Source organism: Streptomyces sp. NPDC045701 (genome assembly GCF_056432045.1).
The window spans coordinates 23728-46385 of sequence record NZ_JBWKJV010000028.1 but is presented as its reverse complement, the minus strand read 5'-3'; the positions used below and the strand labels follow the sequence as shown (position 1 = coordinate 46385).

The following is a 22658-nucleotide window of genomic DNA, read 5'->3' as shown; positions in this document are numbered from 1 at the left end:
GTCAGGAACCGGCCCGGAGGTCGTCCAGGTCGGCCTTGACGGTGTCGATGGGGATGGCGAAGCCGAGGCCGACGCTGCCGGCCGTGGACCCGGTGGCAGAGCTCGGCGCGTACATGGCGGAGTTGATGCCGATGATCCGGCCGTTCATGTCGATCAGCGCGCCGCCGGAGTTGCCGGGGTTGAGCGAGGCGTCGGTCTGGATCGCCTTGTACGTCGTCTTCGTGTCGCCCGTGTCGCCGTTGAACCGCTGCCCGCCGAACTCGAACGGCCACCCCTGGCCCTGATTCGGGTCCTGCTGCTGTGGCCGTCCGCGGTCCTCGTCCTTCGCCACGGTGACGTCGCGGTCCAGGGCGGAGACGATGCCGCTGGTGACGGTCCCGGTCAGGCCCTCCGGAGACCCGATGGCGACGACCTCGTCGCCGACCCGGACCGTGCCCGAGTCACCGAGCGTGGCGGCCCTGAGCCCCGACGCCCCCCGGAGCTCGATCAGCGCCAGGTCCTTGTCGGGGTCGGTGCCGACGACCTCGGCGGTGTGGGTCCTGCCGTCGCTGAGCCGGACGCTGACCCGGGAGGCGCCGGCGACCACGTGGTTGTTGGTGACGACCTCGCCGCCGGCGGTGATGATCACTCCGGAGCCGGTGGACTCGCCGGATCCGGTCGTCGCGGTGATCTCCACGATGCTCGGGGAAACGGCCCGGGCGACTCCGGCGACGGTGCCCTCGCTGGTCCGCGACACGCTCGTGCCGGCCACCGTGCCGCCGCCGGCCGGCGCCGTGGCGTCGCCGGTGAGCTCCCGCACCAGCGCGGAGGCGCCACCGCCGACGAGGGCGGCGGCGATGGCGACGGCGGTGATCAGCGCCACGGGCCTGGCGCGCCGGCGGGTGGTGGGCGGGTGGGGCGGGGGCGGCGGATACGCGAAGGCCGCCCCGGGCTCACTGGGGAAGTGGTCCGTCATGGTCACGACTCTCGGCGCCGTACATGAGAACCGTCTGAGGACGTCCTGAGAGTCCGGGAAGAGTCTCGTATGCCCGATGTGAGGAAGCGCCGGGCAGGGCGGCCGGGCGCGGTGCCGCCCGGCCGGGGCTACTGGCCGTCGCAGCCGCAGGACCGGCGCACCACCAGGGCGGACGGGAACTGCTTGACCCGTTCCCGGCGCGAACCCGCCACCCGCAGCCCGTCGTCGAGCACCAGGTCCACCGCCGCGCGGGCCATCGCCGGGCGGTCGGAGGAGATCGTCGTCAGCGGCGGGTCCGTCAGCGCGGCCTCCTTGACGTCGTCGAAGCCCGCGACCGCCAGGTCGCCCGGCACGTCCAGGCGCAGCTCGCGTGCCGCGCGGAGCACGCCGATGGCCTGGTCGTCCGTGGAGCAGAAGATGGCCGGCGGCCGGTCCGGGCCCGCCAGGAGTTTCAGCGCCACCTGGTAGGCGTCGTAGCGGTTGTACGGGGCCTGGAACAGCCGGCCCTCCACCGAGCGGCCGGACTCCAGCATCGCGCGGCGCCAGCCCTCCTCGTGGTCGGCGACCGGGTCGCCGACGGCGGGGGTGTTCTCCACGCCGCCGAGGCAGGCGACGTAGTCGTGGCCGTGCTCCAGGAGGTGCCGGGTGGCGAGCTGGGCGCCGCCGATGTCGTCGGTGACGACCGCGACGTCGTCGAGCGCCTCGGGCCGCTCGTGGAGCAGCACCACGCGCGCGTCCCACGCCTCGATCTCCTGGGCGGCGCGCTCGCTCATGCCCTGGCTGACGAGGATCAGTCCGGCGACCCGCATGCCGAGGAAGGCGCGCAGGTAGTGGATCTCGCGCTCGTCGCGGTAGTCGGAGTTGCCGACCAGGACCATCTTGCCGCGGTCGGCGGCCGCCCTCTCGACCGCGTGCGCCATCTCGGCGAAGAACGGCTGCCGGGCGTCGGGGACGATCATGCCTATGAGGTCGGTGCGCCGCGAGGCCATGGCCTGCGCGACGCGGTCGGGCCGGTAGCCCAGCTGCTTGATCGCCGCGAGTACGCGCTCGCGCGTGGCCGGGGCGACCGGCCGGGGTCCGTTGTTGATGACATAGCTCACGACCGCGGTGGAAGTCCCCGCCAGTCGCGCCACATCGTCCCGCGTCACCTTGGCCACGCGCGGCAGTCTACGCGGGGTGACCTACCTCTGGGCAGGTCGTACTGCGGCTTCCTCCGCCTCTTCGGTGTCCTCCGCACGGGTGACCACCGCCGCCTTGACCGCCTTCGACTCCTTCGTCCGCGCCTCCTCGGCCGCGCGCTCCACCTTCTCGGGCGTCACGAAGCGGTAGCCGACGTTGCGCACGGTGCCGATGAGGGACTCGTGCTCGGGGCCCAGTTTGGCGCGCAGCCGCCGTACGTGGACGTCGACCGTGCGCGTACCGCCGAAGTAGTCGTAGCCCCACACCTCCTGGAGGAGCTGCGCGCGGGTGAACACCCGGCCCGGGTGCTGCGCCAGGTACTTCAGCAGTTCGAACTCCTTGAAGGTCAGGTCCAGGACCCGGCCCTTGAGCTTGGCGCTGTACGTCGCCTCGTCGACCGACAGGTCGCCGTTGCGGATCTCCATGGGGGAGTCGTCCGCGGTGATCTGCTGGCGGCCCGTGGCGAGCCGCAGCCGCGCCTCCACCTCGGCCGGACCGGCCGTGTCCAGGAGGACGTCGTCGATGCCCCAGTCGGCGGTGACGGCCGCGAGGCCGCCCTCCGTGACGACCAGGATCAGCGGGCAGCCCGGCCCGGTGGAGCGCAACAGCTGGCACAGCGACCGCACCTGCGGCAGGTCGCGGCGGCCGTCGACGAGGATCACGTCCGCGCCGGGGGTGTCCACGAGCGCCGGTCCCTCGGCGGGGGCCACGCGCACGTTGTGCAGCAGCAGTCCGAGAGCGGGGAGCACCTCCGTCGACGGCTGGAGGGCATTGGTCAGGAGCAGCAGAGAACTCATCGTTCCCCCCCTGCCCGGGTCGTCCTGTGGTCGTGCACGGTTCGCCGGCCCATACGTCGGTTCCTCCTCGGTCCCTGCGAGGACGTTGCGGCACTGCTTCGTACGAGGCTCCTCGCGCCCTGAGAGCCCTTGTTCACCTGTCTGTAACAACGGACGGAAAACACAAAAGGATCCGGGGGCTGCGTCGCCCGGATCCTCTGCCCAGGAGAATAGCCCACATGACTTCCGAGGAAGAGGGCGCATTTCACATCGTGGATGTTCCTTCGCTCACGTCCGGCCCCCTGCGCGCCATGCTGCGTACATCCGACGGGGTCCGGATCGAAGCGGTCCACACGCCGTTCGCGGCACCGCGTACCGCCAGTGTCACGGACACGGCCGTCGTTGTCGCCCACGGGTTCACGGGCTCGGTCGACCGGCCCGCGGTGCGGCGGGCGGCGCGGGCGTTCGCCCGGCGCGCCGGGGTCGTCACGTTCTCCTTCCGGGGGCACGGCCGGTCGGGTGGCCGGTCCACGGTCGGCGACCGCGAGGTGCTGGACCTGGCGGCGGCGGTGCGCTGGGCGCGTGAGCTGGGGTACGCACGCGTGGTGACGGTCGGGTTCTCGATGGGCGGGTCGGTGGTGCTGCGGCACGCGGCGCTGTTCAAGGACGCGGAGGCGCGGGCGGACGCCGTGGTCGCGGTGAGCGCCCCCGCGCGCTGGTACTACCGGGGTACGGCTCCGATGCGGCGGGTGCACTGGGTGATCACCCGGCCCGCCGGCCGGCTGGTGGGCCGCTACGGGCTGGGCACCCGCATCCACGACCGGGACTGGGACCCGGTGCCGATGTCGCCGGTCGAGGCGGTGCCGCTGATCGCCCCGACGCCGCTGCTGATCGTGCACGGCGACCGCGACCCGTACTTCCCGGTCGACCACCCGAGGTCGCTGGCGGCCGCGGGACCGGCCGAGCTGTGGCTGGAGGAGGGCATGGGGCACGCCGAGAACGCGGCCGGCGACGCCCTGCTCGCCCGCATCGCGGACTGGCTGTCCGCGCCATAGCTCATGATGGATGCCGACGAGGCCGACGAAAGGAGTGCCGCTATGGCAGCGGGGACCATCCGCTACTGGGCCGCGGCCAAGGCCGCCGCCGGGACCGCCGAGGAGCGGTACGCCGCGGAGAACCTGGCCGAGGCGCTGGACGCGGTGCGCGAGCGGCACCCCGGGGAGCTGACGCGGGTGCTCCAGCGGTGTTCGTTCCTGGTCGACGGTGATCCCGTCGGCACCCGGAGCCATGAGACCGTACGGCTTGCCGAGGGCGGCACGGTCGAGGTGCTCCCGCCGTTCGCAGGAGGGTGAACCCCACAGCATGAGCAGCGATCAGCAGTACCCGTACGGACACGGGTACCAGGACCCGGACGTCGCGCAGACGTGGGAGGGCCAGACCTGGGACACCCAGTACCAGCCGGCCGTCCCCTCCGCGCCGCACCCGCAGCCGGCCCAGCAGCCGTACGCGGTGGACACCGCCCACCCGCCGGTGCAGGGCGCCGGCGAGGGTTCGGGTTCGTACCCGCTGCCCCCGGAGGTTTCGTACGGCGCCCAGTCTCCGTACGACCCGGCGGCCCCGTACGACCCGGCGGCCCCGTACGACGCCAAGGTCCCGTACGGCGCCTCCGTGCCGCAGGACCCGTCGGCCCGGTACGGCACCCCGTCCCCGTACCACCCGTCGGACTCGTACGGGCCCCAGGCCCCGTACGACCCGCCGACCACGCACCTGCGGCCGGTCGCCGCCGACGACGCGCCCGCGCGCGCCGAGGAGCCCGCCGCGCCCGCGGGCCCGGGGTACGGCACGCCCACCACCTCGGGGCACGTGCGGCTGACCGACGCCCAGCGGGCCCGCGCCGAGGGCCGCTCGCCGATCATCGACCCGGGCATGCAGCCCGCCGTGCTGACCGCCGCGCTCGGCGGCCTCCTCGCGGCCGGAGCCGCCCTCGGGACGTACGGACTGCTGGTCCCGCTGGTCCTGCTCCAGGCCGTCACCGCCGCCGGCTGGTTCCGGCTGAACGGCATGTGGCCCGCCCGCCAGGGCATCGCGCTCGCCTTCGCGGGCGGCCTCACCGCGGACGTGGCGCTGCTCACCGCCGGCCGGGAGCACGCGCCCGCCGCGCTGCTCGGCACGCTCGGGGTGTGGGTACTCCTGGTGATCGTCCTCCAGCTGCGCAGCCACGCGGGCTCCGACGAGCGCCAGTACGGCCTGATGGCCACCGTCGCCTCGGCGGCGCTCGCGGTCGTCGCGGCCGGGCACCTGGCCGCCGCGTCCGACGCGGTCGTCGTGGGCGGCCTCGCGGTCGCCGTCACGATCGTGGCCCGCGCCCTGCCCCTGCCGGGCCCCGTGACGCTCGTGGCGGCGCTGCTCGCCGCCGCCGGTGCCGGGGCCGCCGCCGGCGGGCTGACCGGCATGGGGGCGCAGGGAGCGCTGCTGGGCCTGGGGGCCGGGGTGTGCGCCCTGGCCGGGCACCGGGTGGCCGCCTACGACTACCCCTCCCGCTTCGTCCACATGACGGCCGGGGTGGCGCTGCCGCTCGCCCTCGCGGCACCCGCCGTGTACGTGCTGGGACGTGCCCTGGCCTGAGCGGCCGGCACGGGGGCAGGGAACCAACGCGTGGTCCCGAACGTCGATCATGACGTCACGGGGGCGGTCGCCGACAGGGTGGGGGAACACCGAGCAATGCGAGCACTGCGAATACTGCTGATCACCGCTGTGGTCCTCGGTGGCCTCTTCGTCATCGCCGACCGCCTGGCGGTGAACTACGCCGAGTCCGAGGCGGCCGAGCGAATACGGGCCGCCCAGGCGCAGGCCGGCTCCGCCGACGTCTCGATCCACGGCTTCCCCTTCCTGACCCAGGTCCTGGGCAAGGAGCTGGACCGGGTCGACGTCACGCTCACGGGCGTGGAGGCGACGGCCGGCGGCCGCCGGGTCCGCGTCACCGAGATGAAGGCCGCCCTGCACGACGTACGGCTGGAGAACAACTTCTCGCGGGCCGTCGCCGCCTCCGCCGACGGCACGGCGCGCATCTCCTACGCCGACCTGGGCGCGGCGTCCAGCGAGGACGTCACCGTCGGCTACGGCGGCAACGGCAAGGTCAAGGTCACCGGCTCGGTCGAGATTCCGGTGCTGGGCAGGGTCACGCGCAGCGTGCTGTCCTCGGTCAGCCTCGCCGGGGACGACACCATCCGGGTGCGCGCCGACAAGGTCCCCGGTGAGGGTCTCCCGGGCGTCGAGGAGCGGGTGCGCGAGCGCACCGACTTCGACCGCCAGGTCGGCGGGCTGCCGGCCGGTCTGAAGCTGCGGAAGGTCGAGGCGACGCCGGAGGGCGTCGTGGTCACCGTCACCGGCGAGAACGTCGTGCTGGCCGGCTGAAACACCGCCTTCCGGCCACATCGTGAGACGGGGCCGTCCGGTCCGCAGATGGCGAGGGGCGAAGCCCGGCGCGACGGTCGGCCGGCACCCTCCCGGCGGACCCTGCGTCCCACATCATGGATGATCGTGTCTCACGATGCGACACGCCGGTGACACGGCCGCCCGTCCGTCCCTACGATCGACGTCATGAAGCGACAGGCGGACCTCACGAAGCGGCGGGCAGTAGACCTGTGCCGCGTCGCCGCCATGCTCTGTCGCTCCGTCTGAGCGGGAGCCCGACCTCCCGTATCCCAGGGCCCGTCACCCATCCCGAGGCCCGTCCCCGTGCCGAATCCGCCGCGTGGACCCGTACCCCGTACGAGCGAGCGCGCAGAGGCGAAGAGCACCCGGCACCACCCCGCCACACCCCGCCGCACACTGCCCCGGAGGAGAAACAGCATGAGCCGCAGCGACGTCCTGGTAGACGCCGACTGGGTCGAGGCCCACATCGACGACCCGAAGGTCGTCATCGTCGAGGTCGACGAGGACACGTCGGCGTACGACAAGAACCACATCAAGAACGCCGTCCGGATCGACTGGAAGCAGGACCTCCAGGACCCGGTCCGCCGCGACTTCGTCGACCAGGAGGGCTTCGAGAAGCTCCTCTCCGCGAAGGGCATCGCCAACGACGACACCGTCGTCCTCTACGGCGGCAACAACAACTGGTTCGCCTCGTACGCCTACTGGTACTTCAAGCTGTACGGCCACGAGAGCGTCAAGCTCCTCGACGGCGGCCGCAAGAAGTGGGAGCTCGACTCCCGCGACCTGGTCGACGGCTCCGAGGTCCCCAACCGCCCGGCCACCGAGTACAAGGCCAAGGCCCAGGACACCTCCATCCGCGCCTTCCGCGACGACGTCGTGGCCGCGATCGGCACCCTCAACCTGGTCGACGTGCGCTCCCCCGACGAGTTCAGCGGCAAGCTGCTCGCCCCGGCGCACCTCCCGCAGGAGCAGTCGCAGCGTCCCGGCCACGTGCCGAGCGCCCGCAACATCCCGTGGTCGAAGAACGCCAACGACGACGGCACCTTCAAGTCCGACGAGGAGCTCAAGGCGCTGTACGCCGGCGAGCAGGTCGACCTGGCGAAGGACACCATCGCCTACTGCCGCATCGGTGAGCGCTCGGCCCTGACCTGGTTCGTGCTGCACGAGCTGCTCGGCCAGGAGAACGTCAAGAACTACGACGGCTCGTGGACCGAGTACGGCTCCCTCGTCGGCGTGCCGATCGAGCTCGGCGCCAACAAGTAACCCCGGACCTCCCGTCCCCCTCGACCCCTCAGGAGTTACCCATGTGTGGAGCACAGGCCGGCGGCCCGGACGCTTCGACGATCAAGCCCGGTGAGACCACGATCCAGGGCCAGGTGACCAAGGACGGCGAGCCCGTCGTCGGTTACGTGCGGCTCCTGGACTCGACCGGCGAGTTCACCGCCGAGGTCCCGACCTCCGCGACCGGTCAGTTCCGCTTCTACGCGGCCGAGGGCACGTGGACCGTCCGCGCCCTCGTCCCGGGCGGCACGGCCGACCGCACGGTGGTCGCCCAGCAGGGCGGCCTGGCCGAGGTCGCCATCGCCGTCTGACGGCACCGCTGTACTGGCCGAAGGGCCGCGCCTCCTGGGGGTTGGACGCTTACCGGGACCGAGGTGCGGCCCTTCGGTCGTTCCCGTCCTACGCTGGACGTATGTACGCCCGGCGTCGGCACGTGTACTTCGTGATGATGACGGCCTGCCTGGTGCTGTTCGTGGGCGCCTGGGCCGTCGTACGCCTGTGGTCCACGCCCGCCGCGGTCGCCATGTGCTTCGTCGCCATGGTCATCCCGCCGGTCGCCGCGATGGTCGCCAACCGGCGGGGGCCGGAGGACCGCTGGTGGGACGACCCTTCCGGAGACCCGGAGTCCGACGAGTGGTGGGACGAGCTCGACGGCCGGAAGAAGCACCAGTAGGCCGCCTCCGCGACCGCGGCGGCGCCGGGGGAGCGGGCGCGGGTCAGTAGACCAGGGCCTGCGCGTCGTCGGCCATCGCCTCGCTCACGAAGACCTGCGCCCCCGCGATCCGTACGCCCTCCAGCACGTCCTTCTCGGTGATCCCGCGCCGCGCCGCGCACTGGGTGCACAGCGTGATCCGCCCGGCCGCCAGGACCGAGTCGATCAGGTCCGGCAGCGGCGCCGCGTGCGGCAGCTCGAACTCCGCCGCCCGGCCCGGCAGCGCGAACCACGAGGACTCGCCGGTCAGCCAGAGCGAGACCTCCACCCCGCTGGCCACGGCGACCGCCGCCACCGTGAAGGCCTGCGAGCAGCGCTCGGGGGCGTCGGCCCCTGCGGTCACCTTGATCACGAGCTTCTTCGCCATACGCCGCACTGTAGTGCGCGGCGGGGAACCTCACACGGAGGGCCGCGCCCCCACCCATTACGCTGGGACCCGGCCCCTTCTTCGCCCACCCGCTCACCGAGGAGCACCCCGTGCTTGAGGCTTTCTTCTCCGCCCTGCTGATCCTGGTCTGCGTCGGCGTGCTCGGCTTCGCCGTCCTGACCGTGAAGAAGCTGTACCAGGGCCAGCGCTGACCACTCCTACAGATCGACTGAGCTGCTCATGATCGAGATTCCGTCCGACCTGAACCCGGACCTCGTCCCCCTCGCGTTCCTCCTGGGCACGTGGGAGGGCGCGGGCGTCTCCGACTTCCCCGGCGCCGAGAAGTGCAACTTCGGCCAGTCCGTGACCTTCAGCCACGACGGCCGGGACTTCATCGAGTACACCTCCCGCACCTGGGTGCTGGACGCCGAGGGCAACAAGGTCAAGCCCCTGGAGTCCGAGAGCGGCTACTGGCGCATCGACAAGGAGCGCAAGGTCGAGATCGTGATGGTGCGCGACCAGGGCATCGTCGAGGTCTGGTACGGCGAGCTCGCCGACCAGAAGCCGCAGATCGACCTGGTCACCGACGCCGTCGCGCGGACCGCCGCCTCCGGGCCCTACAGCGGCGGCAAGCGGCTGTACGGCTACGTGAAGGGCGACCTGATGTGGGTCGGCGAGAAGTCGACGCCCGACGTGCCGCTGCGCCCCTACATGTCGGCCCACCTGAAGAAGGTCGTCACGCCCGAGCAGGTCGAGGCCTGGGCCAAGGACCTCGGCGACCTGCCGGACGACGGCATCGCGTTCTTCAAGTAGCCCGCAAGAAAGCCGTTCGGCAGCCCTCGGTCTTCGCGGTCGGTGCTCCTACACTGGAGCGGTGGTGAGCACCGACTGGAAGAGCGACCTGCGGCAGCGCGGCTACCGGCTGACTCCCCAGCGCCAGCTTGTCCTGGAGGCGGTGGACGTCCTGGGGCACGCGACGCCCGACGACATCCTCGGCGAGGTCCGCAAGACGGCCTCCGGCGTGAACATCTCCACCGTCTACCGGACGCTGGAGCTGCTGGAGGAGCTGGGCCTGGTCAGTCACGCCCACCTCGGCCACGGCGCCCCCACCTACCACCTCGCCGACCGGCACCACCATCTCCACCTGGTGTGCCGCGACTGCACCGACGTCATCGAGGCGGACGTGGAGGTGGCCGCGGAATTCACCGCGAAGCTCCGCCGCACCTTCGGTTTCGACACCGACATGAAGCACTTCGCCATCTTCGGGCTGTGCGGGAACTGCGCGAAGAAGGCCCAGGGGGCGGAAGAGGCCGAGGAGGCCGGCGCCCCGTCCGGCGGCGAGTCGTAGGCTGATCACATGCTGCGACATTCACCGACCAGCCCCCTCCTGTCCCTGCCCGGCGCCGTGCCCGCCGAGGGGCGCGACGAAGGTGTCGCCGCGCACTACGGCGACCTGTTCCGCGAACAGCGCGCCCTCGCCGCCGGCGCCGGCCTGGTCGACCTGAGCCACCGCGGGGTCGTCACCGTCACCGGCGACGACCGGCTCGGCTGGCTGCACCTGCTGCTCACGCAAGCCGTCAGCGAGCTCCCCGCCGGCCAGGCCACCGAGGCGCTGATCCTCTCCGCCAACGGCCACATCGAGCACGCGCTGTACCTCGTCGACGACGGCGAGACGGTCTGGGCGCACGTCGAGCCCGGCACCCAGGAGGCGCTGATCGCCTACCTGGAGTCGATGAAGTTCTTCTACCGGGTCGAGGTCGCCGACCGGACGGACGACATCGCCGTCGTCCACCTGCCGGCCGGTTCGATCGCCGACGTCCCGGACGGCGTCGCCGTACGGGAGACGCCGTACGGCCGGGACGTGTTCCTTCCGCGCGGCGACCTGGCGGCCTACGCGGAGGGCCACGGGCCGCTCGCCGGGATATGGGCGTACGAGGCGCTGCGCGTCGAGGCGCACCGCCCCCGGCTCGGGTTCGAGACCGACCACCGCACGATCCCGCACGAGATCGGCCTGATCGGCAGCGCCGTCCACCTCCAGAAGGGCTGCTACCGGGGCCAGGAGACCGTGGCGCGCGTCCACAACCTGGGGAAGCCGCCGCGCCGGATGGTCTTCCTGCACCTCGACGGCAGCGACGTGCACCTGCCCCCGCACGGCACGCCGATCCGGCTCAAGGCGGACGGCGAGGAGGGCCGGCAGCTCGGGTTCGTCACCACCGCCGTACGCCACCACGAGCTCGGCCCGATCGCGCTCGCCCTGGTCAAGCGCAACGTCCCGGTGGACGCGGAGCTGCTCGCGGGCGGTACGGCCGCCGCCCAGGAGGTCGTGGTCGAGGCGTAGGCCCCACCGGGAGCCGGGAGCCGGGAGCCGGGAGCCGGGACGGCGGGACGCGGGCACCCGGCGCTGACACCCGGCCCCGGCACCCGGGACCCGGCCCGGGCGCCCGGCTCCTCGGCGCCTCAGACGTCGATGACCAGGGTGAACGGGCCGTGGTTGGTGAGCGAGACCCGCATGTCCGCCCCGAACCGGCCCGTCGCCACCGTCGCCCCGAGCTCTCGCAGCCGCGCCACCACCTCGTCCACCAGCGGCTCGGCGACCTCGCCGGGCGCCGCGGCGTTCCAGGTGGGGCGGCGGCCCTTGCGGGCGTCCCCGTAGAGAGTGAACTGCGAGATCACCAGCAAGGGCGCGCCGACGTCCGAGCAGGACTTCTCGCCCTCCAGGATCCGCACCGACCACAGCTTCCGCGCGAGCTGCGCCGCCTTGTCGGGCGTGTCCTCGTGGGTCACACCCACCAGGACGCACAGCCCCTCGCCCACGATCTCGCCGACCGTCTCGCCGGCCACGACGACCGCGGCCCCGTCGACCCTCTGTACCACTGCACGCATACAGACCAACCTATCCGCGTCCGAACGGGTGCAGGCGACTGCATCGGCACCGGCACAAATGGCACCATGCCTCTCAGGCGGTGCTTCCCCTCGGCCCTTCGGGCCCGGGGAGACCTCAAGCACCGGTCGAGGGGACGGATTCCTATGAGTACACCTGGCGCCGGGCAGACGCCGCTGCCCGTACCGATGACATGTGCCGGTGGCAGGGGGCCGCTGCGGCCTCCCGCCCAGCGGACCGGTGACGCCGTCCTGCCGGAGGCGCGGCAGCACGACCTGAAGACCATGCGGCTGCCGGAGCTGCGGGCCCTGCGCCGTGACTCGCACGGCGACGAGGCGGACCTGAGTTACGTACGGAGGCTGCTCCAGGGGCGGATCGACATCCTGCGCGCCGAGCTGGCCCGCCGGGGCGGGACGGAGGTGCCGGTGGTCGACCGGCTGTCGGAGATCCTCGCGGACACCCCGTCGCGGCACCGGTCGTCGGCCCGCCACGTGACGGTGGGCACGCCGCGGGGTGAGGAGTACCGGCGGCTGGCCGCCGAGATGCTGGCGGAGGTCGAGCTGTCGGACCTGACCGCCCGAACGGACGAAGAGCTGCACGCCGCGATGGGACGGCTGGCGGGCTACGAACAGCAGGTCTCCCGGCGCCGCCAGCAGCTCCAGCGCACGGCCGACGACTGCAGCGCCGAGATCGCCCGCAGGTACCGTGAAGGCGAAGCACAAGTGGACGACCTGCTCCGCTGAGTACGCCGAGGGGCAGGTCACCGTTCCGGAAGGAAGGCCCACACCATGACCTCCTCCGCCAACGCGATCATCCCCCCGGTTCTCGCCGAGGTCGTCCGCTCCGGGTTCGTCGAGGGGCACCACCGGGGGTCCCTGGTCGTGCTCGCCGCGGACGGCACCGTCGAGATGTCGGCCGGCGACCCGGCGGCTCCGGTGTTCCCCCGCTCGTCCAACAAGCCCATGCAGGCCGCGGCGGTGCTGCGGGCCGGTGTGGACCTGTCGGGCGAGCGGCTGGCGCTGGCCGCCGCAAGCCACTCGGGCGAGCCGTTCCACCTCGACCTCGCCCGGAAGATGCTCGCCGAGCACGGCTTCACCGAGTCCGACCTGCTGACCCCGCCGGGCCTGCCGCTCGACCCGGTGGAGGCCGAGGCGCACCTGGCCGCCGGCGGTGTCCGGGAGCGGATCGCCATGAACTGCTCGGGCAAGCACGCGGCGATGCTGGCCGCCTGCGCCGTGAACGGCTGGGACCCGGCCGGGTACGTGGACCCTGCGCACCCGTTGCAGCGGCTCGTCCGCGACGAGATCGAGGCGGCGACCGGCGAGACGGTGCCGGTGACCGGTACGGACGGGTGCGGCGCGCCGCTGATGGCGACCAGCCTGGTGGGCCTCGCGCGGGCGTTCCGCTCGTACGTGCTCGCCGAGCCGGGGACCCCGCAGCGGCGGGTCGCCGACGCGATGCGCGCGCACCCCGAGTACGTGGCGGGGACCCGGAGGCCCGACACCTGGCTGATGCGGGAGGTGCCGGGGGCGCTGTCCAAGATGGGCGCCGAGGCCGTCCAGGCGGTCGCCCTCGCGGACGGCCGGGCGTTCGCCTTCAAGATCGACGACGGCTCGGGGCGGGCGCTCGGCCCGGTCCTGGCGCGGGCGCTGGGGATCCTCGGTGTCGACGGCCCGGTCATCGGCCGCATCGCCGACGCCCCGCTGCTGGGCGGCGGCCGGCGGGTCGGGGCGATCCGGGCGGCCTTCTGAGCGGGCGCGGGAAGTCCGGGCGCCGAGGGGCGGAGGCCGGGGCGACCGGGCGTACCGGGCGCCGGAAATCCGGGTGCGGCCCGCGGGCCGTGCCGCCTAGCGTGGCGCGCATGAGCCTCGACGTGCGTGCGGTCACCGAGTCCGAGTTCCGCGACTGGCTGCGCGCCCGCCGCACCGGGTTCATGCAGCCGCCGACCGTCCCGGAGGAGGAGGTCGCGCAGCGGCTGCCGTACGTGGACCTGGCCCGCACCCAGGGGGCGTTCGACGCCGGGCGGTGCGTCGCCACCTTCCGCTCGTTCGCGCAGGAGCTCTCCGTGCCCGGCGGCGCCCGGATCGGCGCGAGCGCGGTGACCAACGTGGCCGTCTCGCCGACGCACCGGCGGCGCGGACTGCTGAGCCGCATGATGGCGGTGGACCTGGCGGCGGCCAAGGAGCGCGGGGAGGCCGTCTCGACGCTGGTCGCCGCCGAGTACCCGATCTACGGGCGGTACGGGTACGGCCCGGCCACCTGGATCACCGAGTGGACCGTCGACGTGCGGCGGGCCGGGCTGGACCCGCGCTGGTCGGGACCGGAGGACGGCGGCCGTGTCGACCTGGTCGAGGCGCGGGACATCCGTGCGGCCGGCCCCGCCCTCCACGACCGGCTCGGAGCCGTCCGGCACGGCGTGGTCAGCCGGAACCGGCGTGCCTGGGACGTCGGCACGGGTGCCGCGCTCCTGCCCGGCCTGCCGTGGCGGGAGCCCTTCTACGCGACGTACCGCTCGGCGGCGGGGGAGCTGGAAGGGTACGTCTCCTACACCACGGACGACACCTGGCAGGACAAGCAGCCGCTGTGCGGCGCGACCGTGCGCGACCTGATCGCCGTGACCCCCGCCGCCGAGCGGGCCCTGTGGCACTTCGTCTGCTCGATCGACTGGATGACCACGGTCAGGTCCGGCTACCGCGCCCCCGACGACCTGCTGCCCCTGCTGCTGCCCGACCCCCGGGCGGCGCGGATCACCACGCACGCCGACCTGATGTGGCTGCGGGTCCTCGACGCCGTACGGGCCCTGGAGGCGCGGACGTACGGCGGGACCGGCTCGCTGGTGCTGGAGCTGGTGGACCCGGCGGGCCTCGCGGGCGGCCGGTTCCGGCTGGACGCCTCGCCGCAGGGCGCGTCGTGCGCGTCCACCACCGCGTCCCCGGACCTCACGATGGACGTGGCGGAGCTGGGGACGCTGTATCTGGGCGACGAGTCCGCGGTGCGGCTCGCGGCCCTCGGGCGGGTGGAGGAGTCGAGGCCGGGGGCGGCTGCGCTGGCCGACGCGCTGCTGCGCACCCCGCGCCGCCCGTGGTGCCCGGACGTGTTCTAGGTGTATTGATCACGAGCGTTGTTGACACTCGGCGGTCTTGATCGTGGCGAAGACCTCCGGTGTGGTGGAGGTGTCTAGGACTACACCGCACGGAGGTCTTCGTGTCCCACCGTAATGCCCGGCTGACCGTTCACGGCAGGCGGATCCTGGTCGAACGTGTCCTGGCGGGCCGTCCCGTCGCGCACGTGGCTGCGGAGATGGGGATCTCCCGGCCCACGGCCCACAAATGGGTCCGTCGCTGGCGGACCGAGGGCGACGCGGGCCTGCACGACCGTTCCAGCCGGCCCCGCACGACACCGCACCGGACTCCCGCCGCGGTCGAGGCCCGGGTCTGCCGCCTGCGGACCGACCGCAAGCTCGGCCCGGCACGGATCGGCCCGATCCTGGGCCTTCCCGCCTCGACCGTGCACCGCATCCTTCTCCGGCGCGGCCTGAACCGTCTGGCCTGGCTCGACCGGCCCACCGGCGAGCCGATCCGACGCTACGAACGGGCCAGGCCGGGAGAACTGGTCCACGTCGACATCAAGAAACTCGGCAACATCCCCGACGGCGGCGGCTGGCGAACCGTCGGCAGGACCGCCGGCGACCGTAATCGCCAGGCCACCACCACCGAGCGCAAGAGCTGCACTCCGGTGATCGGCTACAGCTACATCCACTCGGCCGTCGACGACCACTCCCGCCTGGCCTACAGCGAGGTCCTGCCCGACGAACGCCAGCACACCGCCATCGCCTTCTGGCAGCGCGCGAACGCGTTCTTCACCGCCCACGGGATCACCGTCGAACGCGTCCTGACCGACAACGGCTCCTGCTACAAGTCCAAGCTCTTCACCCAGGGCCTGGTCACGGCCGGCATTGCCCACAAGAAGATCCGCCCCTACCGTCCGCAGACGAACGGCAAGGTCGAACGCTTCAACCGCACTCTCCTCGACGAATGGGCCTACCTACGGCCCTACACCTCAAACCACGAGCGGACAGCGGCCCTGGCAAACTTCCTCCACATCTACAACCATCACCGCTGCCACACCGCACTCGATGGACACCCGCCCATCAGCCGTGTCAACAACGCTGCGGGTCAATACATCTAGGCCGTGTCCGGACCGCGGACGTCTTCCGGGGCCTGTCCGGACCCGCCCCGATCTGACACCCTCGTCCTACCCTTGGTCCCCGACCCCCTGGCGGCAGCTGTGTACGACGACCTCATCGACGTCATCGGCGGCACCGAGCACGTCCTGTTCGGCTTCGACGGCCCGCTGTGCCGCCCCCGCGCCGCGGCGGCGTGGCCCACGCCGTACGCCGACCCCCTGGTGCGCACCCTCGCCGCGGTCGGCACGGGCCTCGCGGTCGTCGGCGGTGCCTCGCCGGCCGCGGTGCGGGCCTACCTCGCCGGCCGCGGCCTGACCGGCTGCTTCGGTACGCACGTGTACGGCGACGTCGCGGGCGCCCTGGCCTCGCTGGGGGCGCGGCCGGCCGCGTCCCTGATGGTCGGCGCCACTCCCGGGGACCTGACGGCCGCGTGGGAGGCGGGCGTGCCGTTCCTCGGGCACGGCCCGGACGAGCGGGGCGTCGAACTGCTGCGCCGGGCCGGGGCGCGGTGGGTGGTGCCGTCGCTGGAGCCGGTGCTCCTCGCCGTGCGCGCGGCGGCGCGGCGCTCGGCGGGTACGTACACCGAACAGCGCACCTGACGGGCCGGCCGGGCCGCACCGCGTACCGGACGGCATCCGGGCGCCGGGTCACACCGTGAGCACCACCTTGCCCAGCAGGCTCCGGTCCTCGATCGCCGCGTGCGCCTCGGCCGCCCGCTCCAGCGGGAACCGCCCGCCGACCACCGGGCGCAGCCGGCCGGCCGCCGCCTCCGTGAACACCCGCCCCAGCAGCCGGGCGTGCTCCCGCGCCGACAGCTGGACGTCCCCGATGCCCAGCAGCCGTACCCCGCGCCGCTCCGCCGCGGCCGGGTCGACGGCGGCGAACCCGCCGGTCGGCGCCCCGTGCGCGGAGAACCGTCCGCCGTCCGCGACGAGCCCGAACGCCGCCGCGCCCACCTCGCCGCCGACGCCGTCCAGCACGACGTCCGCCCCGGCGGGGCCGAGCGCCCCGCGCGCCCGCTCGACCCAGCCGGGGGCGCCCGGGTCGACCACCGCGCCGGCCCCCAGCTCCCGTACGAGCGCGGTCTTGCGCGCACCCCGCGCGGTGCCGACGACGCGCGCGCCCGCCGCCTTCGCCAGCTGGACCAGCAGCGTGCCCATCCCGCCGGACGCGCCGACCACCAGGACCGTCTCGCCGGGCTTCGGCTCCGTCGCGTCCAGCAGGGCGGCCGCCGTGACACCGTCGTGGACGAGGGCCACCGCGTCGGTGAACGCCAGCCCGTCGGGGACCGGCGCCAGCGACTCGACACCGGCGACGGCCCGCTCGGCGTACCCGCCGGTGACGCCCAGTGAGGCGGCCACCCGGCGGCCCCGCCACTCCGCCTCGTCGACGCCCGCCCCGACGGCCCGGACCGTGCCGGCGATGCCGCCACCGGGCACGTACGGCGGTTCGAGTGCGAAGAACTCGCCGCCCCAGCCCGACCGCAGCTGGGTCTCCAGGTAGAGGGTGTCGACGGCGGCGACGTCCACCAGCACCTGACCCGGCCCCGGGACCGGATCCGGTACCTCGGTCGCCACCAGGACCTCCGGTCCGCCGAACCCCATCGCCCGCGCCACGCGCATCGCGCTCACACCCCTCCCGTTCGCCGGCGTGCCCCGGTCCGTCCGGCGCCGGCGGGACGAGTCTGGAACGTCAAGTCCGGTTGAGGTCAACGGGTGCGTAGGCTCGGCGGCATGAGCGGTGACATGGGGCTGCGTGAGCGCAAGAAGCAGCGGACGTACCGGACGATCTCCGAGACGGCGATCGCCCTCTTCCTGGAGAGGGGCTTCGACCGGGTCCCGGTCGCCGAGGTCGCGGCGGCGGCCGAGGTCTCCAAGCCGACGCTGTTCCGGTACTTCCCGGCCAAGGAGGACCTGGTCCTGCACCGGTTCGCCGACCACCGCGAGGAGGCGGCGCGGGTGGTCGCGGGGCGCCCCGACGGCGTCGGCCCGCTGGAGGCGCTGCACCGCCACCTCGTCGAGGGGCTCGCGCGCCGCGACCCGGTGACCGGGCTGAACGACGACCCGGACGTGCTCGCCTTCCACCGGCTGCTGTACGGCACGCCCAGCCTGGTGGCACGGCTGTACGCGTACCAGGGCGCGTCCGAGGCGGCGCTCGCGGACGCGATGGGCGGAGGCGGGCTGCGGGACCGTCTCGCGGCGGGCCAGATCGTCGCCGTGCAGCGGATCCTGGCGGAGGAGAACTGGCGGCGCATCGAGGCGGGTGAGACCGCCGACGCGGTGGAGGCGGACGCGGTGGCCGCCGCCGGCCTGGCCTTCCGGCAGCTGGCGGAGGGGCTGCGGCTCTGAGACGCGGACCCGGCCGCCGCCCCCCGAAGGAAGAGCGGCGGCCGCACCGCTGCGCAGGGAGCACCCTGGCGACGACGCCGCCAGGTTAGGTCCGGGGCACGGAGAGTGTCGACGAGGGCCTGTTCGTTACTCACGCGTGCCTCGGGATCACGGTGTGTTCCGAGCCCCTTGCCCCTTTGGGAACCGAGTAATAAAAGTGACTGAGTTGCATTATTCTGGCCGTCATGACGTCACTCGACCGTGAGCTGAGCAAGGAACGGACCCACCACGACACCTGCCGCGCCGCCCTGAACCGCATGGTCGAGGGCGCCGCCCACCACGTCGTCACCGGCGAGGACGTCTCCGCGTCGGGCGCCGACGCGGAGATCCTCGGCCACCACCTGCGCAGCCGTGCCAAGGCGCTGCGCGAGGAGCGGCCCGGCCCGCTGTTCTTCGGCCGCGTCGACCGCGAGGACGGTGAGTGCCACCACATCGGCCGCCGCCGCATCGGGGAACACCCGGCGGCCCCGCCGCTGGTGGTCGACTGGCGGGCGCCCGTCGCCCGCGCCTTCTACCAGGCGAGCGCCCGCGATCCGCAGGGCGTCCGGGTGCGCAGGCGGTTCGGCTGGGCCCCGTTCAGCGACGGCGACTCCGCGGACCTGACCGGGCTGGAGGACGAGCACCTGGCCGCCGGGGAGGCCGGACCGCCCAGCGCGATCCTCGCCGGGGAGCTCGAACGCCCCCGGGTCGGGCCCATGCGGGACATCGCCGCCACCATCCAGCCCGAGCAGGACGACCTGGTGCGGGCCGGCCTCACCGCGTCCCTCTGCGTCCAGGGCGCCCCCGGCACCGGGAAGACCGCCGTCGGGCTGCACCGGGCCGCGTACCTCCTCTACACCCACCCGCAGCGCATCCGGCGCGGTGGGCTGCTGATCCTCGGACCGAACCGCACGTTCCTGTCGTACGTCTCCGAAGTCCTGCCCGCGCTCGGCGAGTCGGACGTCCGGCAGTCGACCATCGAGGAGGAGGTCGACCGGGGCCACCCGGTGCGGGCGGTCGACCCGCCCGAGGCGGAGGTGGTCAAGCACGACGCCCGGATGGCCGGCGTCCTGAGGCGCGCCCTGTACGCACGGGTGGGCGCCCCCGCCGAACCGCTGACCGTCCCGGACGGCTCGTACCGGTGGCGGGTGCCGCTGGAGGCGCTGACCGCGATCGTCGAGGAGGTACGGGCGGAGGCCCCGCCCTACGCGGTGGGGCGGGAGCGGGTGCGCAGCCGGGTGGTGCGGGAGGTCCAGCTGCGGGCGGAGCGGCGGGCCGGGCCGAGGGGTATGGCGTGGACGCGGCGGATCGAGCGGTCCCGGGCGGTGACGGCCCTGGTGGACGCGTGCTGGCCGAGGGCCCTCCCCGAGGAGGTCCTCGCCGGAGTGCTGGCCGATCCGTCCGACCCGGCGCTCGCCGAGGCGGAGCGGGAGGCGATCCGGTGGCGGCGGCCGCCGCGCTCGTACCGGTCGGCGCGGTGGAGCGCGGCCGACCTGCTCCTGCTCGACGAGCTGGCCGGGCTGATCGAACGCCCCGCCGGGTACGGGCACATCGTGATCGACGAGGCCCAGGACCTCTCCCCGATGCAGTGCCGCGCGATCGCCCGCCGCGCCGGCTTCGGCACCCTGACCGTCCTCGGCGACCTGGCGCAGGGCACCACCCCGTGGGCGGCCCGCGACTGGCGGGAGCAACTCGCCCACCTGGGCCGGACGTCGGTGCCCGTGGTCGCCCTGACGACCGGCTTCCGCGTCCCGGCGGGTGTCGTCGCGCTCGCCAACCGGTTGCTCGACGCCCTCGACGTGGACGTACCGCCCGGCCGGTCGCTGCGCCGGGACGGCGAGGTGACGGTCCGCGAGGTGCCGGACGTGCGGGCGGCCGTGGTCGGTGCGGTGCGGGCGGCGCTGGGCCGCGAGGGCTCCGTCGGCGTGATCGCCGCGGACCGGTCGGCCGCCGGGCTGCGCGCCGCGCTGGACGGGGCGGGCCTGACCGGGCCCCGTGTCACGGTGCTGCCCGCCACGCTCGCGAAGGGCCTGGAGTACGACCATGTCGTCGTGGCCGAGCCCGCCGACGTCGTCGCGGCCGAACCGCGCGGGCTGAACCGCCTCTACGTGGTCCTCACCCGCGCGGTCTCCCGCCTCGACGTCCTGCACAGCGAGCCGCTGCCTGCGCCGCTGCGGCCGTCCTGAGCGCCTCGCCCGCCCGGGGCCCGGGGCCCGCGGCACGCCGCCCGCCCGGCGCGGCACGGTGGACGACTCTCGCGGATCCGGTGGGGTGCTACTTCTCCCGCCGGCGCGCCCGCCGGATCGGCCGGGGCCCCTCGACCGGTGTCGCCAGGTGCCCCTCGGCCAGCCGGTTCAGTGCCCGGAGGAGCGCCTCGCGGTCGCCCCGGGGGAGCGGGGCCAGGGCCTCCGTGTGGACCCGGTCGACGATCTCCTGGCTGCGCCGGGCGACCCGCGCCCCCTCCTCGGTGACCGCGATGATCCGGGCGCGCCGGTCGGTGCCGGAGGTCCGGCGCTCGGCGAACCCGGCCTTCTCCAGGGCGTCGACCGTCACCACCATCGTGGTCTTGTCCATGTCGCCGATCCCGGCGAGCTGGATCTGGGTCCGCTCCTCCTCCAGGGCGTGGACCAGGACGCAGTGCATGCGTGCCGTGAGGCCGAGCTCGGCGAGTGCGGCCGACATCCGTGTCCGGAGCACATGGCCGGTGCGGTCGAGGAGGAAGGAGAGGTCGGCCTGGGTGCGGGCGGGCGACATGGCGGTCATTCCGCCAGCGTAGGAGTCGATCCGTAACGGATTGTTGGCAAGCGGACGGTGCGCCACGTAACACTTTTGCAAGCACTCGCTTGCAAAAGTTAGCAAGCCGGTGCACCATCGAGGCATGGCATCGCTCAACGTCGGCAATCTCGGTGAGTACCTGCGCGAACAGCGGCGTAGCGCCCAGCTGTCGCTGCGTCAGCTCGCCGACGCCGCCGGGGTGTCCAATCCGTATCTGAGCCAGATCGAGCGCGGGCTGCGCAAGCCGAGCGCGGAGGTGCTCCAGCAGGTCGCCAAGGCGCTGCGGATCTCCGCCGAGACGCTGTACGTGCGGGCCGGGATCCTGGACGAGCGGGAGCGCGAGGAGCTGGAGACGCGTGCCGTCATCCTCGCCGATCCGTCGATCAACGAGCGGCAGAAGCAGGTGCTGCTCCAGATCTACGACTCGTTCCGCAAGGAGAACGGACTCGTTACGGAGACGAAGACGGGTGCCGGCCACACCACCGAGGACGGCACCTCACCCGAAAACTGACTCCGCTATCCGGGAGGACCACAGTCGTGGCCATCATCGAAGAACTCCGCACGCCCCTCTACTTCGCCGCCGGTACGGCCGACCTCGCCGTGCAGCAGGCCAGGAAGGTGCCCGGCCTGATCGAGCAGATCGCCGCGGAGGCGCCCGCCCGCATCGACGCGGTGCGCAACACCGACCCCAAGGCCGTGCAGGAGAAGGTGAGCGCCCAGGCCAAGGAGGCCCAGGCCAAGGTCACCGAGGTGCTCGGTTCGCTGGACACGGACCTGAAGAAGCTCGGCGAGAACGCCCAGCACCTGGCGCTGCGCGGTGTCGGCGTGGCGGCCGAGTACGCGGTCAGGGCCCGGGAGGCCTACGAGAAGGTCGCCGAGCACGGCGAGCAGGCCGTGAGGCAGTGGCGCGGCGAGGCGGCCGAGGAGATCACCGAGATCGCCATCGCCGTCGAGCCGGACCCGGAGCCGAAGGCCGCCCAGCCGGAGCCCGAGGCGCCCGCCGTGAAGAAGACCCCCACCGCGAAGAAGGCGCCGGCGCCGCGCAAGCCCGCCGCGAAGAAGACGACGGCCTCCGAGTCCTGACGGGCCGCCGCGCCGGCGCGCGGCGCCCAGGCGTCCGCCCCCGCCGGGGCGCGGTCGCCGTCCGGGCGTCCGTCCGCTGTCCGCCCCGCCGGGGCGGGCCGCGCCGGCGCGCGGCGCCCCGGACGAAACCGCCCGCCGACAGGCCGTCCGCGGGCCGCCCGATGCCCGCCCCGGCGGCGCGCGGCCCGGCCGGGCACCTTCGGGATGGCCGGGGCGTTGTACGGGTACCTTGGCCGCGAGGTGTCCCACCCACTCACTAGGCGGTGCTCAGCATGTTGCTCGCTGGATTCAGCACGTTCCTCTTCCTGCTCAACCTGGCGATGCTCCTGATCGCCGTGGTCGCCCTGTTCATCGCGGTCACGGCCCGCGAGGACGCCTACCGCGCCGCCGACAAGCAGACCAAGATGTTCTGGCTGGTCATCCTCGGCGTCACGGTCGCGGTGAACCTGCTCGTGCCGATGCTGTTCCTGCAGATCGCCGGGCTCGTCGCCTCGATCGTGTTCATGGTCGACGTCCGCCCGGCCCTCCAGCAGGTCTCCGGTGGCCGCGGCGGCCGTCGCGGAGGGTCCAGCAGTGACGGGCCGTACGGCCCCTACAACGGCGGCCGCTGAGTCGGGTCCGCCCACGCGCGGGACGCCTGGGCGCCCATCCCCTCCCGCCGG

Annotated in this window: 28 protein-coding genes; 21 read left to right on the top strand and 7 right to left on the bottom strand. The window is 73.5% G+C overall.

The window, feature by feature from the left end:
• Position 1: 1 nt before the first annotated feature.
• From AC07DW_RS24855 to AC07DW_RS24845, 3 genes are all read right to left on the bottom strand, one after another.
• On the bottom strand, positions 2 to 955 hold the full coding sequence (locus tag AC07DW_RS24855) for a S1C family serine protease (protein WP_478859887.1): 954 nt from the start codon (positions 953 to 955) through the stop codon (positions 2 to 4).
• A 128-nt stretch (positions 956 to 1083) separates the two neighbouring features.
• Entirely contained in the window at positions 1084 to 2112 is a 1029-nt protein-coding gene (locus AC07DW_RS24850; protein WP_478859886.1) for a LacI family DNA-binding transcriptional regulator, read from the bottom strand.
• A gap of 24 nt (positions 2113 to 2136) precedes the next feature.
• Entirely contained in the window at positions 2137 to 2931 is a 795-nt protein-coding gene (locus AC07DW_RS24845) for a response regulator transcription factor (protein WP_478859885.1), read from the bottom strand.
• Between the two features lie 218 nt (positions 2932 to 3149).
• Here AC07DW_RS24845 and AC07DW_RS24840 point away from each other — a divergent pair, with 218 nt between their 5' ends.
• From AC07DW_RS24840 to AC07DW_RS24805, 8 genes are all read left to right on the top strand, one after another.
• The gene (locus AC07DW_RS24840; RefSeq protein ID WP_478859884.1) at positions 3150 to 3965 is read left to right on the top strand and encodes an alpha/beta hydrolase; all 816 of its coding nucleotides are present in this window, start codon (positions 3150 to 3152) and stop codon (positions 3963 to 3965) included.
• 42 nt (positions 3966 to 4007) lie between these two features.
• Entirely contained in the window at positions 4008 to 4262 is a 255-nt protein-coding gene (locus AC07DW_RS24835; protein WP_478859883.1) for a MoaD/ThiS family protein, read from the top strand.
• A 10-nt stretch (positions 4263 to 4272) separates the two neighbouring features.
• On the top strand, positions 4273 to 5535 hold the full coding sequence (locus AC07DW_RS24830; RefSeq protein ID WP_478859882.1) for a hypothetical protein: 1263 nt from the start codon (positions 4273 to 4275) through the stop codon (positions 5533 to 5535).
• Between the two features lie 96 nt (positions 5536 to 5631).
• Positions 5632 to 6324 carry an LmeA family phospholipid-binding protein gene (locus tag AC07DW_RS24825; RefSeq protein ID WP_478859881.1) on the top strand — a complete coding sequence of 231 codons (693 nt, stop codon included), beginning with the start codon at positions 5632 to 5634 and terminating at the stop codon, positions 6322 to 6324.
• 186 nt (positions 6325 to 6510) lie between these two features.
• Positions 6511 to 6591, top strand: a complete 81-nt coding sequence (locus AC07DW_RS24820; RefSeq protein WP_350497993.1) for a putative leader peptide — start codon at positions 6511 to 6513, stop codon at positions 6589 to 6591.
• Between the two features lie 171 nt (positions 6592 to 6762).
• The gene (locus AC07DW_RS24815; RefSeq protein WP_478859880.1) at positions 6763 to 7608 is read left to right on the top strand and encodes a sulfurtransferase; all 846 of its coding nucleotides are present in this window, start codon (positions 6763 to 6765) and stop codon (positions 7606 to 7608) included.
• A gap of 41 nt (positions 7609 to 7649) precedes the next feature.
• Complete coding sequence (locus AC07DW_RS24810) at positions 7650 to 7937, top strand: DUF1416 domain-containing protein (RefSeq protein WP_064067594.1); 288 nt, start codon at positions 7650 to 7652, stop codon at positions 7935 to 7937.
• 101 nt (positions 7938 to 8038) lie between these two features.
• Positions 8039 to 8299, top strand: a complete 261-nt coding sequence (locus tag AC07DW_RS24805; RefSeq protein ID WP_478859879.1) for a DUF3099 domain-containing protein — start codon at positions 8039 to 8041, stop codon at positions 8297 to 8299.
• Positions 8300 to 8342: 43 nt separating this feature from the next.
• Here the strand turns inward: AC07DW_RS24805 and AC07DW_RS24800 are convergent, their stop codons facing one another.
• A complete protein-coding gene (locus tag AC07DW_RS24800; RefSeq protein WP_478859878.1) occupies positions 8343 to 8705 on the bottom strand; it encodes a DsrE family protein in 363 nt (120 codons plus the stop codon).
• A gap of 240 nt (positions 8706 to 8945) precedes the next feature.
• On the opposite strand from AC07DW_RS24800, the gene AC07DW_RS24795 reads away from it, so the two are divergent.
• The 3 genes from AC07DW_RS24795 (at position 8946) to ygfZ (ending at position 11043) form a co-directional block, all read left to right on the top strand.
• Positions 8946 to 9518, top strand: a complete 573-nt coding sequence (locus AC07DW_RS24795) for a heme-binding beta-barrel domain-containing protein (RefSeq protein ID WP_392274925.1) — start codon at positions 8946 to 8948, stop codon at positions 9516 to 9518.
• 61 nt (positions 9519 to 9579) lie between these two features.
• A complete protein-coding gene (locus AC07DW_RS24790; protein ID WP_478859877.1) occupies positions 9580 to 10053 on the top strand; it encodes a Fur family transcriptional regulator in 474 nt (157 codons plus the stop codon).
• Between the two features lie 9 nt (positions 10054 to 10062).
• Complete coding sequence (gene ygfZ / locus AC07DW_RS24785) at positions 10063 to 11043, top strand: CAF17-like 4Fe-4S cluster assembly/insertion protein YgfZ (RefSeq protein WP_478859876.1); 981 nt, start codon at positions 10063 to 10065, stop codon at positions 11041 to 11043.
• 119 nt (positions 11044 to 11162) lie between these two features.
• Here ygfZ and dtd read toward each other — a convergent pair whose 3' ends face one another.
• Complete coding sequence (dtd, locus tag AC07DW_RS24780) at positions 11163 to 11588, bottom strand: D-aminoacyl-tRNA deacylase (protein WP_478859875.1); 426 nt, start codon at positions 11586 to 11588, stop codon at positions 11163 to 11165.
• A gap of 144 nt (positions 11589 to 11732) precedes the next feature.
• On the opposite strand from dtd, the gene AC07DW_RS24775 reads away from it, so the two are divergent.
• The 5 genes from AC07DW_RS24775 to AC07DW_RS24755 all read left to right on the top strand — a co-directional run bounded on the left by AC07DW_RS24775 (position 11733) and on the right by AC07DW_RS24755 (position 16371).
• Entirely contained in the window at positions 11733 to 12329 is a 597-nt protein-coding gene (locus AC07DW_RS24775; RefSeq protein ID WP_478859874.1) for an RsiG family protein, read from the top strand.
• Positions 12330 to 12374: 45 nt separating this feature from the next.
• Positions 12375 to 13337 (top strand): asparaginase, encoded by a 963-nt coding sequence (locus AC07DW_RS24770; protein WP_478859873.1) that lies wholly within the window; start codon positions 12375 to 12377, stop codon positions 13335 to 13337.
• Between the two features lie 110 nt (positions 13338 to 13447).
• Positions 13448 to 14689: a GNAT family N-acetyltransferase gene (locus tag AC07DW_RS24765; RefSeq protein ID WP_478859872.1), complete on the top strand. Its 1242-nt coding sequence runs from the start codon at positions 13448 to 13450 to the stop codon at positions 14687 to 14689.
• Positions 14690 to 14790: 101 nt separating this feature from the next.
• Complete coding sequence (locus AC07DW_RS24760) at positions 14791 to 15774, top strand: IS481 family transposase (protein ID WP_478859871.1); 984 nt, start codon at positions 14791 to 14793, stop codon at positions 15772 to 15774.
• Between the two features lie 72 nt (positions 15775 to 15846).
• Positions 15847 to 16371 (top strand): HAD family hydrolase, encoded by a 525-nt coding sequence (locus tag AC07DW_RS24755; protein ID WP_478859870.1) that lies wholly within the window; start codon positions 15847 to 15849, stop codon positions 16369 to 16371.
• A 48-nt stretch (positions 16372 to 16419) separates the two neighbouring features.
• On the opposite strand, the gene AC07DW_RS24750 is transcribed toward AC07DW_RS24755, so the two are convergent.
• Positions 16420 to 17394: a zinc-binding dehydrogenase gene (locus tag AC07DW_RS24750; RefSeq protein WP_478859920.1), complete on the bottom strand. Its 975-nt coding sequence runs from the start codon at positions 17392 to 17394 to the stop codon at positions 16420 to 16422.
• 111 nt (positions 17395 to 17505) lie between these two features.
• On the opposite strand from AC07DW_RS24750, the gene AC07DW_RS24745 reads away from it, so the two are divergent.
• A complete protein-coding gene (locus tag AC07DW_RS24745) occupies positions 17506 to 18120 on the top strand; it encodes a TetR family transcriptional regulator (protein ID WP_478859869.1) in 615 nt (204 codons plus the stop codon).
• A 224-nt stretch (positions 18121 to 18344) separates the two neighbouring features.
• On the top strand, positions 18345 to 20324 hold the full coding sequence (locus AC07DW_RS24740) for a HelD family protein (RefSeq protein WP_478859868.1): 1980 nt from the start codon (positions 18345 to 18347) through the stop codon (positions 20322 to 20324).
• An 88-nt stretch (positions 20325 to 20412) separates the two neighbouring features.
• Here AC07DW_RS24740 and AC07DW_RS24735 read toward each other — a convergent pair whose 3' ends face one another.
• Positions 20413 to 20901, bottom strand: a complete 489-nt coding sequence (locus AC07DW_RS24735; protein WP_478859867.1) for a MarR family winged helix-turn-helix transcriptional regulator — start codon at positions 20899 to 20901, stop codon at positions 20413 to 20415.
• Between the two features lie 115 nt (positions 20902 to 21016).
• On the opposite strand from AC07DW_RS24735, the gene AC07DW_RS24730 reads away from it, so the two are divergent.
• The 3 genes from AC07DW_RS24730 (at position 21017) to AC07DW_RS24720 (ending at position 22607) form a co-directional block, all read left to right on the top strand.
• Positions 21017 to 21424, top strand: coding sequence for a helix-turn-helix domain-containing protein (locus AC07DW_RS24730; protein ID WP_478859866.1), 408 nt, complete (start codon positions 21017 to 21019; stop codon positions 21422 to 21424).
• A 26-nt stretch (positions 21425 to 21450) separates the two neighbouring features.
• Complete coding sequence (locus tag AC07DW_RS24725) at positions 21451 to 21996, top strand: hypothetical protein (protein WP_478859865.1); 546 nt, start codon at positions 21451 to 21453, stop codon at positions 21994 to 21996.
• Positions 21997 to 22268: 272 nt separating this feature from the next.
• Positions 22269 to 22607: a DUF2516 family protein gene (locus AC07DW_RS24720; protein ID WP_478859864.1), complete on the top strand. Its 339-nt coding sequence runs from the start codon at positions 22269 to 22271 to the stop codon at positions 22605 to 22607.
• Positions 22608 to 22658 lie beyond the last annotated feature (51 nt).

Excerpts from the sequence above, each read along its gene's own strand:
- AC07DW_RS24855 (WP_478859887.1), bottom strand. The coding sequence starts at position 955 with ATGACGGACCACTTCCCCAGTGAGCCCGGGGCGGCCTTCGCGTATCCG.
- AC07DW_RS24845 (WP_478859885.1), bottom strand. The coding sequence starts at position 2,931 with ATGAGTTCTCTGCTGCTCCTGACCAATGCCCTCCAGCCGTCGACGGAG.
- AC07DW_RS24840 (WP_478859884.1), top strand. The coding sequence starts at position 3,150 with ATGACTTCCGAGGAAGAGGGCGCATTTCACATCGTGGATGTTCCTTCG.
- AC07DW_RS24835 (WP_478859883.1), top strand. The coding sequence starts at position 4,008 with ATGGCAGCGGGGACCATCCGCTACTGGGCCGCGGCCAAGGCCGCCGCC.
- AC07DW_RS24830 (WP_478859882.1), top strand. The coding sequence starts at position 4,273 with ATGAGCAGCGATCAGCAGTACCCGTACGGACACGGGTACCAGGACCCG.
- AC07DW_RS24825 (WP_478859881.1), top strand. The coding sequence starts at position 5,632 with ATGCGAGCACTGCGAATACTGCTGATCACCGCTGTGGTCCTCGGTGGC.
- AC07DW_RS24820 (WP_350497993.1), top strand. The coding sequence starts at position 6,511 with ATGAAGCGACAGGCGGACCTCACGAAGCGGCGGGCAGTAGACCTGTGC.
- AC07DW_RS24815 (WP_478859880.1), top strand. The coding sequence starts at position 6,763 with ATGAGCCGCAGCGACGTCCTGGTAGACGCCGACTGGGTCGAGGCCCAC.
- AC07DW_RS24810 (WP_064067594.1), top strand. The coding sequence starts at position 7,650 with ATGTGTGGAGCACAGGCCGGCGGCCCGGACGCTTCGACGATCAAGCCC.
- AC07DW_RS24805 (WP_478859879.1), top strand. The coding sequence starts at position 8,039 with ATGTACGCCCGGCGTCGGCACGTGTACTTCGTGATGATGACGGCCTGC.
- AC07DW_RS24800 (WP_478859878.1), bottom strand. The coding sequence starts at position 8,705 with ATGGCGAAGAAGCTCGTGATCAAGGTGACCGCAGGGGCCGACGCCCCC.
- AC07DW_RS24795 (WP_392274925.1), top strand. The coding sequence starts at position 8,946 with ATGATCGAGATTCCGTCCGACCTGAACCCGGACCTCGTCCCCCTCGCG.
- ygfZ (WP_478859876.1), top strand. The coding sequence starts at position 10,063 with ATGCTGCGACATTCACCGACCAGCCCCCTCCTGTCCCTGCCCGGCGCC.
- dtd (WP_478859875.1), bottom strand. The coding sequence starts at position 11,588 with ATGCGTGCAGTGGTACAGAGGGTCGACGGGGCCGCGGTCGTCGTGGCC.
- AC07DW_RS24775 (WP_478859874.1), top strand. The coding sequence starts at position 11,733 with ATGAGTACACCTGGCGCCGGGCAGACGCCGCTGCCCGTACCGATGACA.
- AC07DW_RS24770 (WP_478859873.1), top strand. The coding sequence starts at position 12,375 with ATGACCTCCTCCGCCAACGCGATCATCCCCCCGGTTCTCGCCGAGGTC.
- AC07DW_RS24765 (WP_478859872.1), top strand. The coding sequence starts at position 13,448 with ATGAGCCTCGACGTGCGTGCGGTCACCGAGTCCGAGTTCCGCGACTGG.
- AC07DW_RS24750 (WP_478859920.1), bottom strand. The coding sequence starts at position 17,394 with ATGCGCGTGGCGCGGGCGATGGGGTTCGGCGGACCGGAGGTCCTGGTG.
- AC07DW_RS24745 (WP_478859869.1), top strand. The coding sequence starts at position 17,506 with ATGAGCGGTGACATGGGGCTGCGTGAGCGCAAGAAGCAGCGGACGTAC.
- AC07DW_RS24740 (WP_478859868.1), top strand. The coding sequence starts at position 18,345 with ATGACGTCACTCGACCGTGAGCTGAGCAAGGAACGGACCCACCACGAC.
- AC07DW_RS24735 (WP_478859867.1), bottom strand. The coding sequence starts at position 20,901 with ATGACCGCCATGTCGCCCGCCCGCACCCAGGCCGACCTCTCCTTCCTC.
- AC07DW_RS24730 (WP_478859866.1), top strand. The coding sequence starts at position 21,017 with ATGGCATCGCTCAACGTCGGCAATCTCGGTGAGTACCTGCGCGAACAG.
- AC07DW_RS24720 (WP_478859864.1), top strand. The coding sequence starts at position 22,269 with ATGTTGCTCGCTGGATTCAGCACGTTCCTCTTCCTGCTCAACCTGGCG.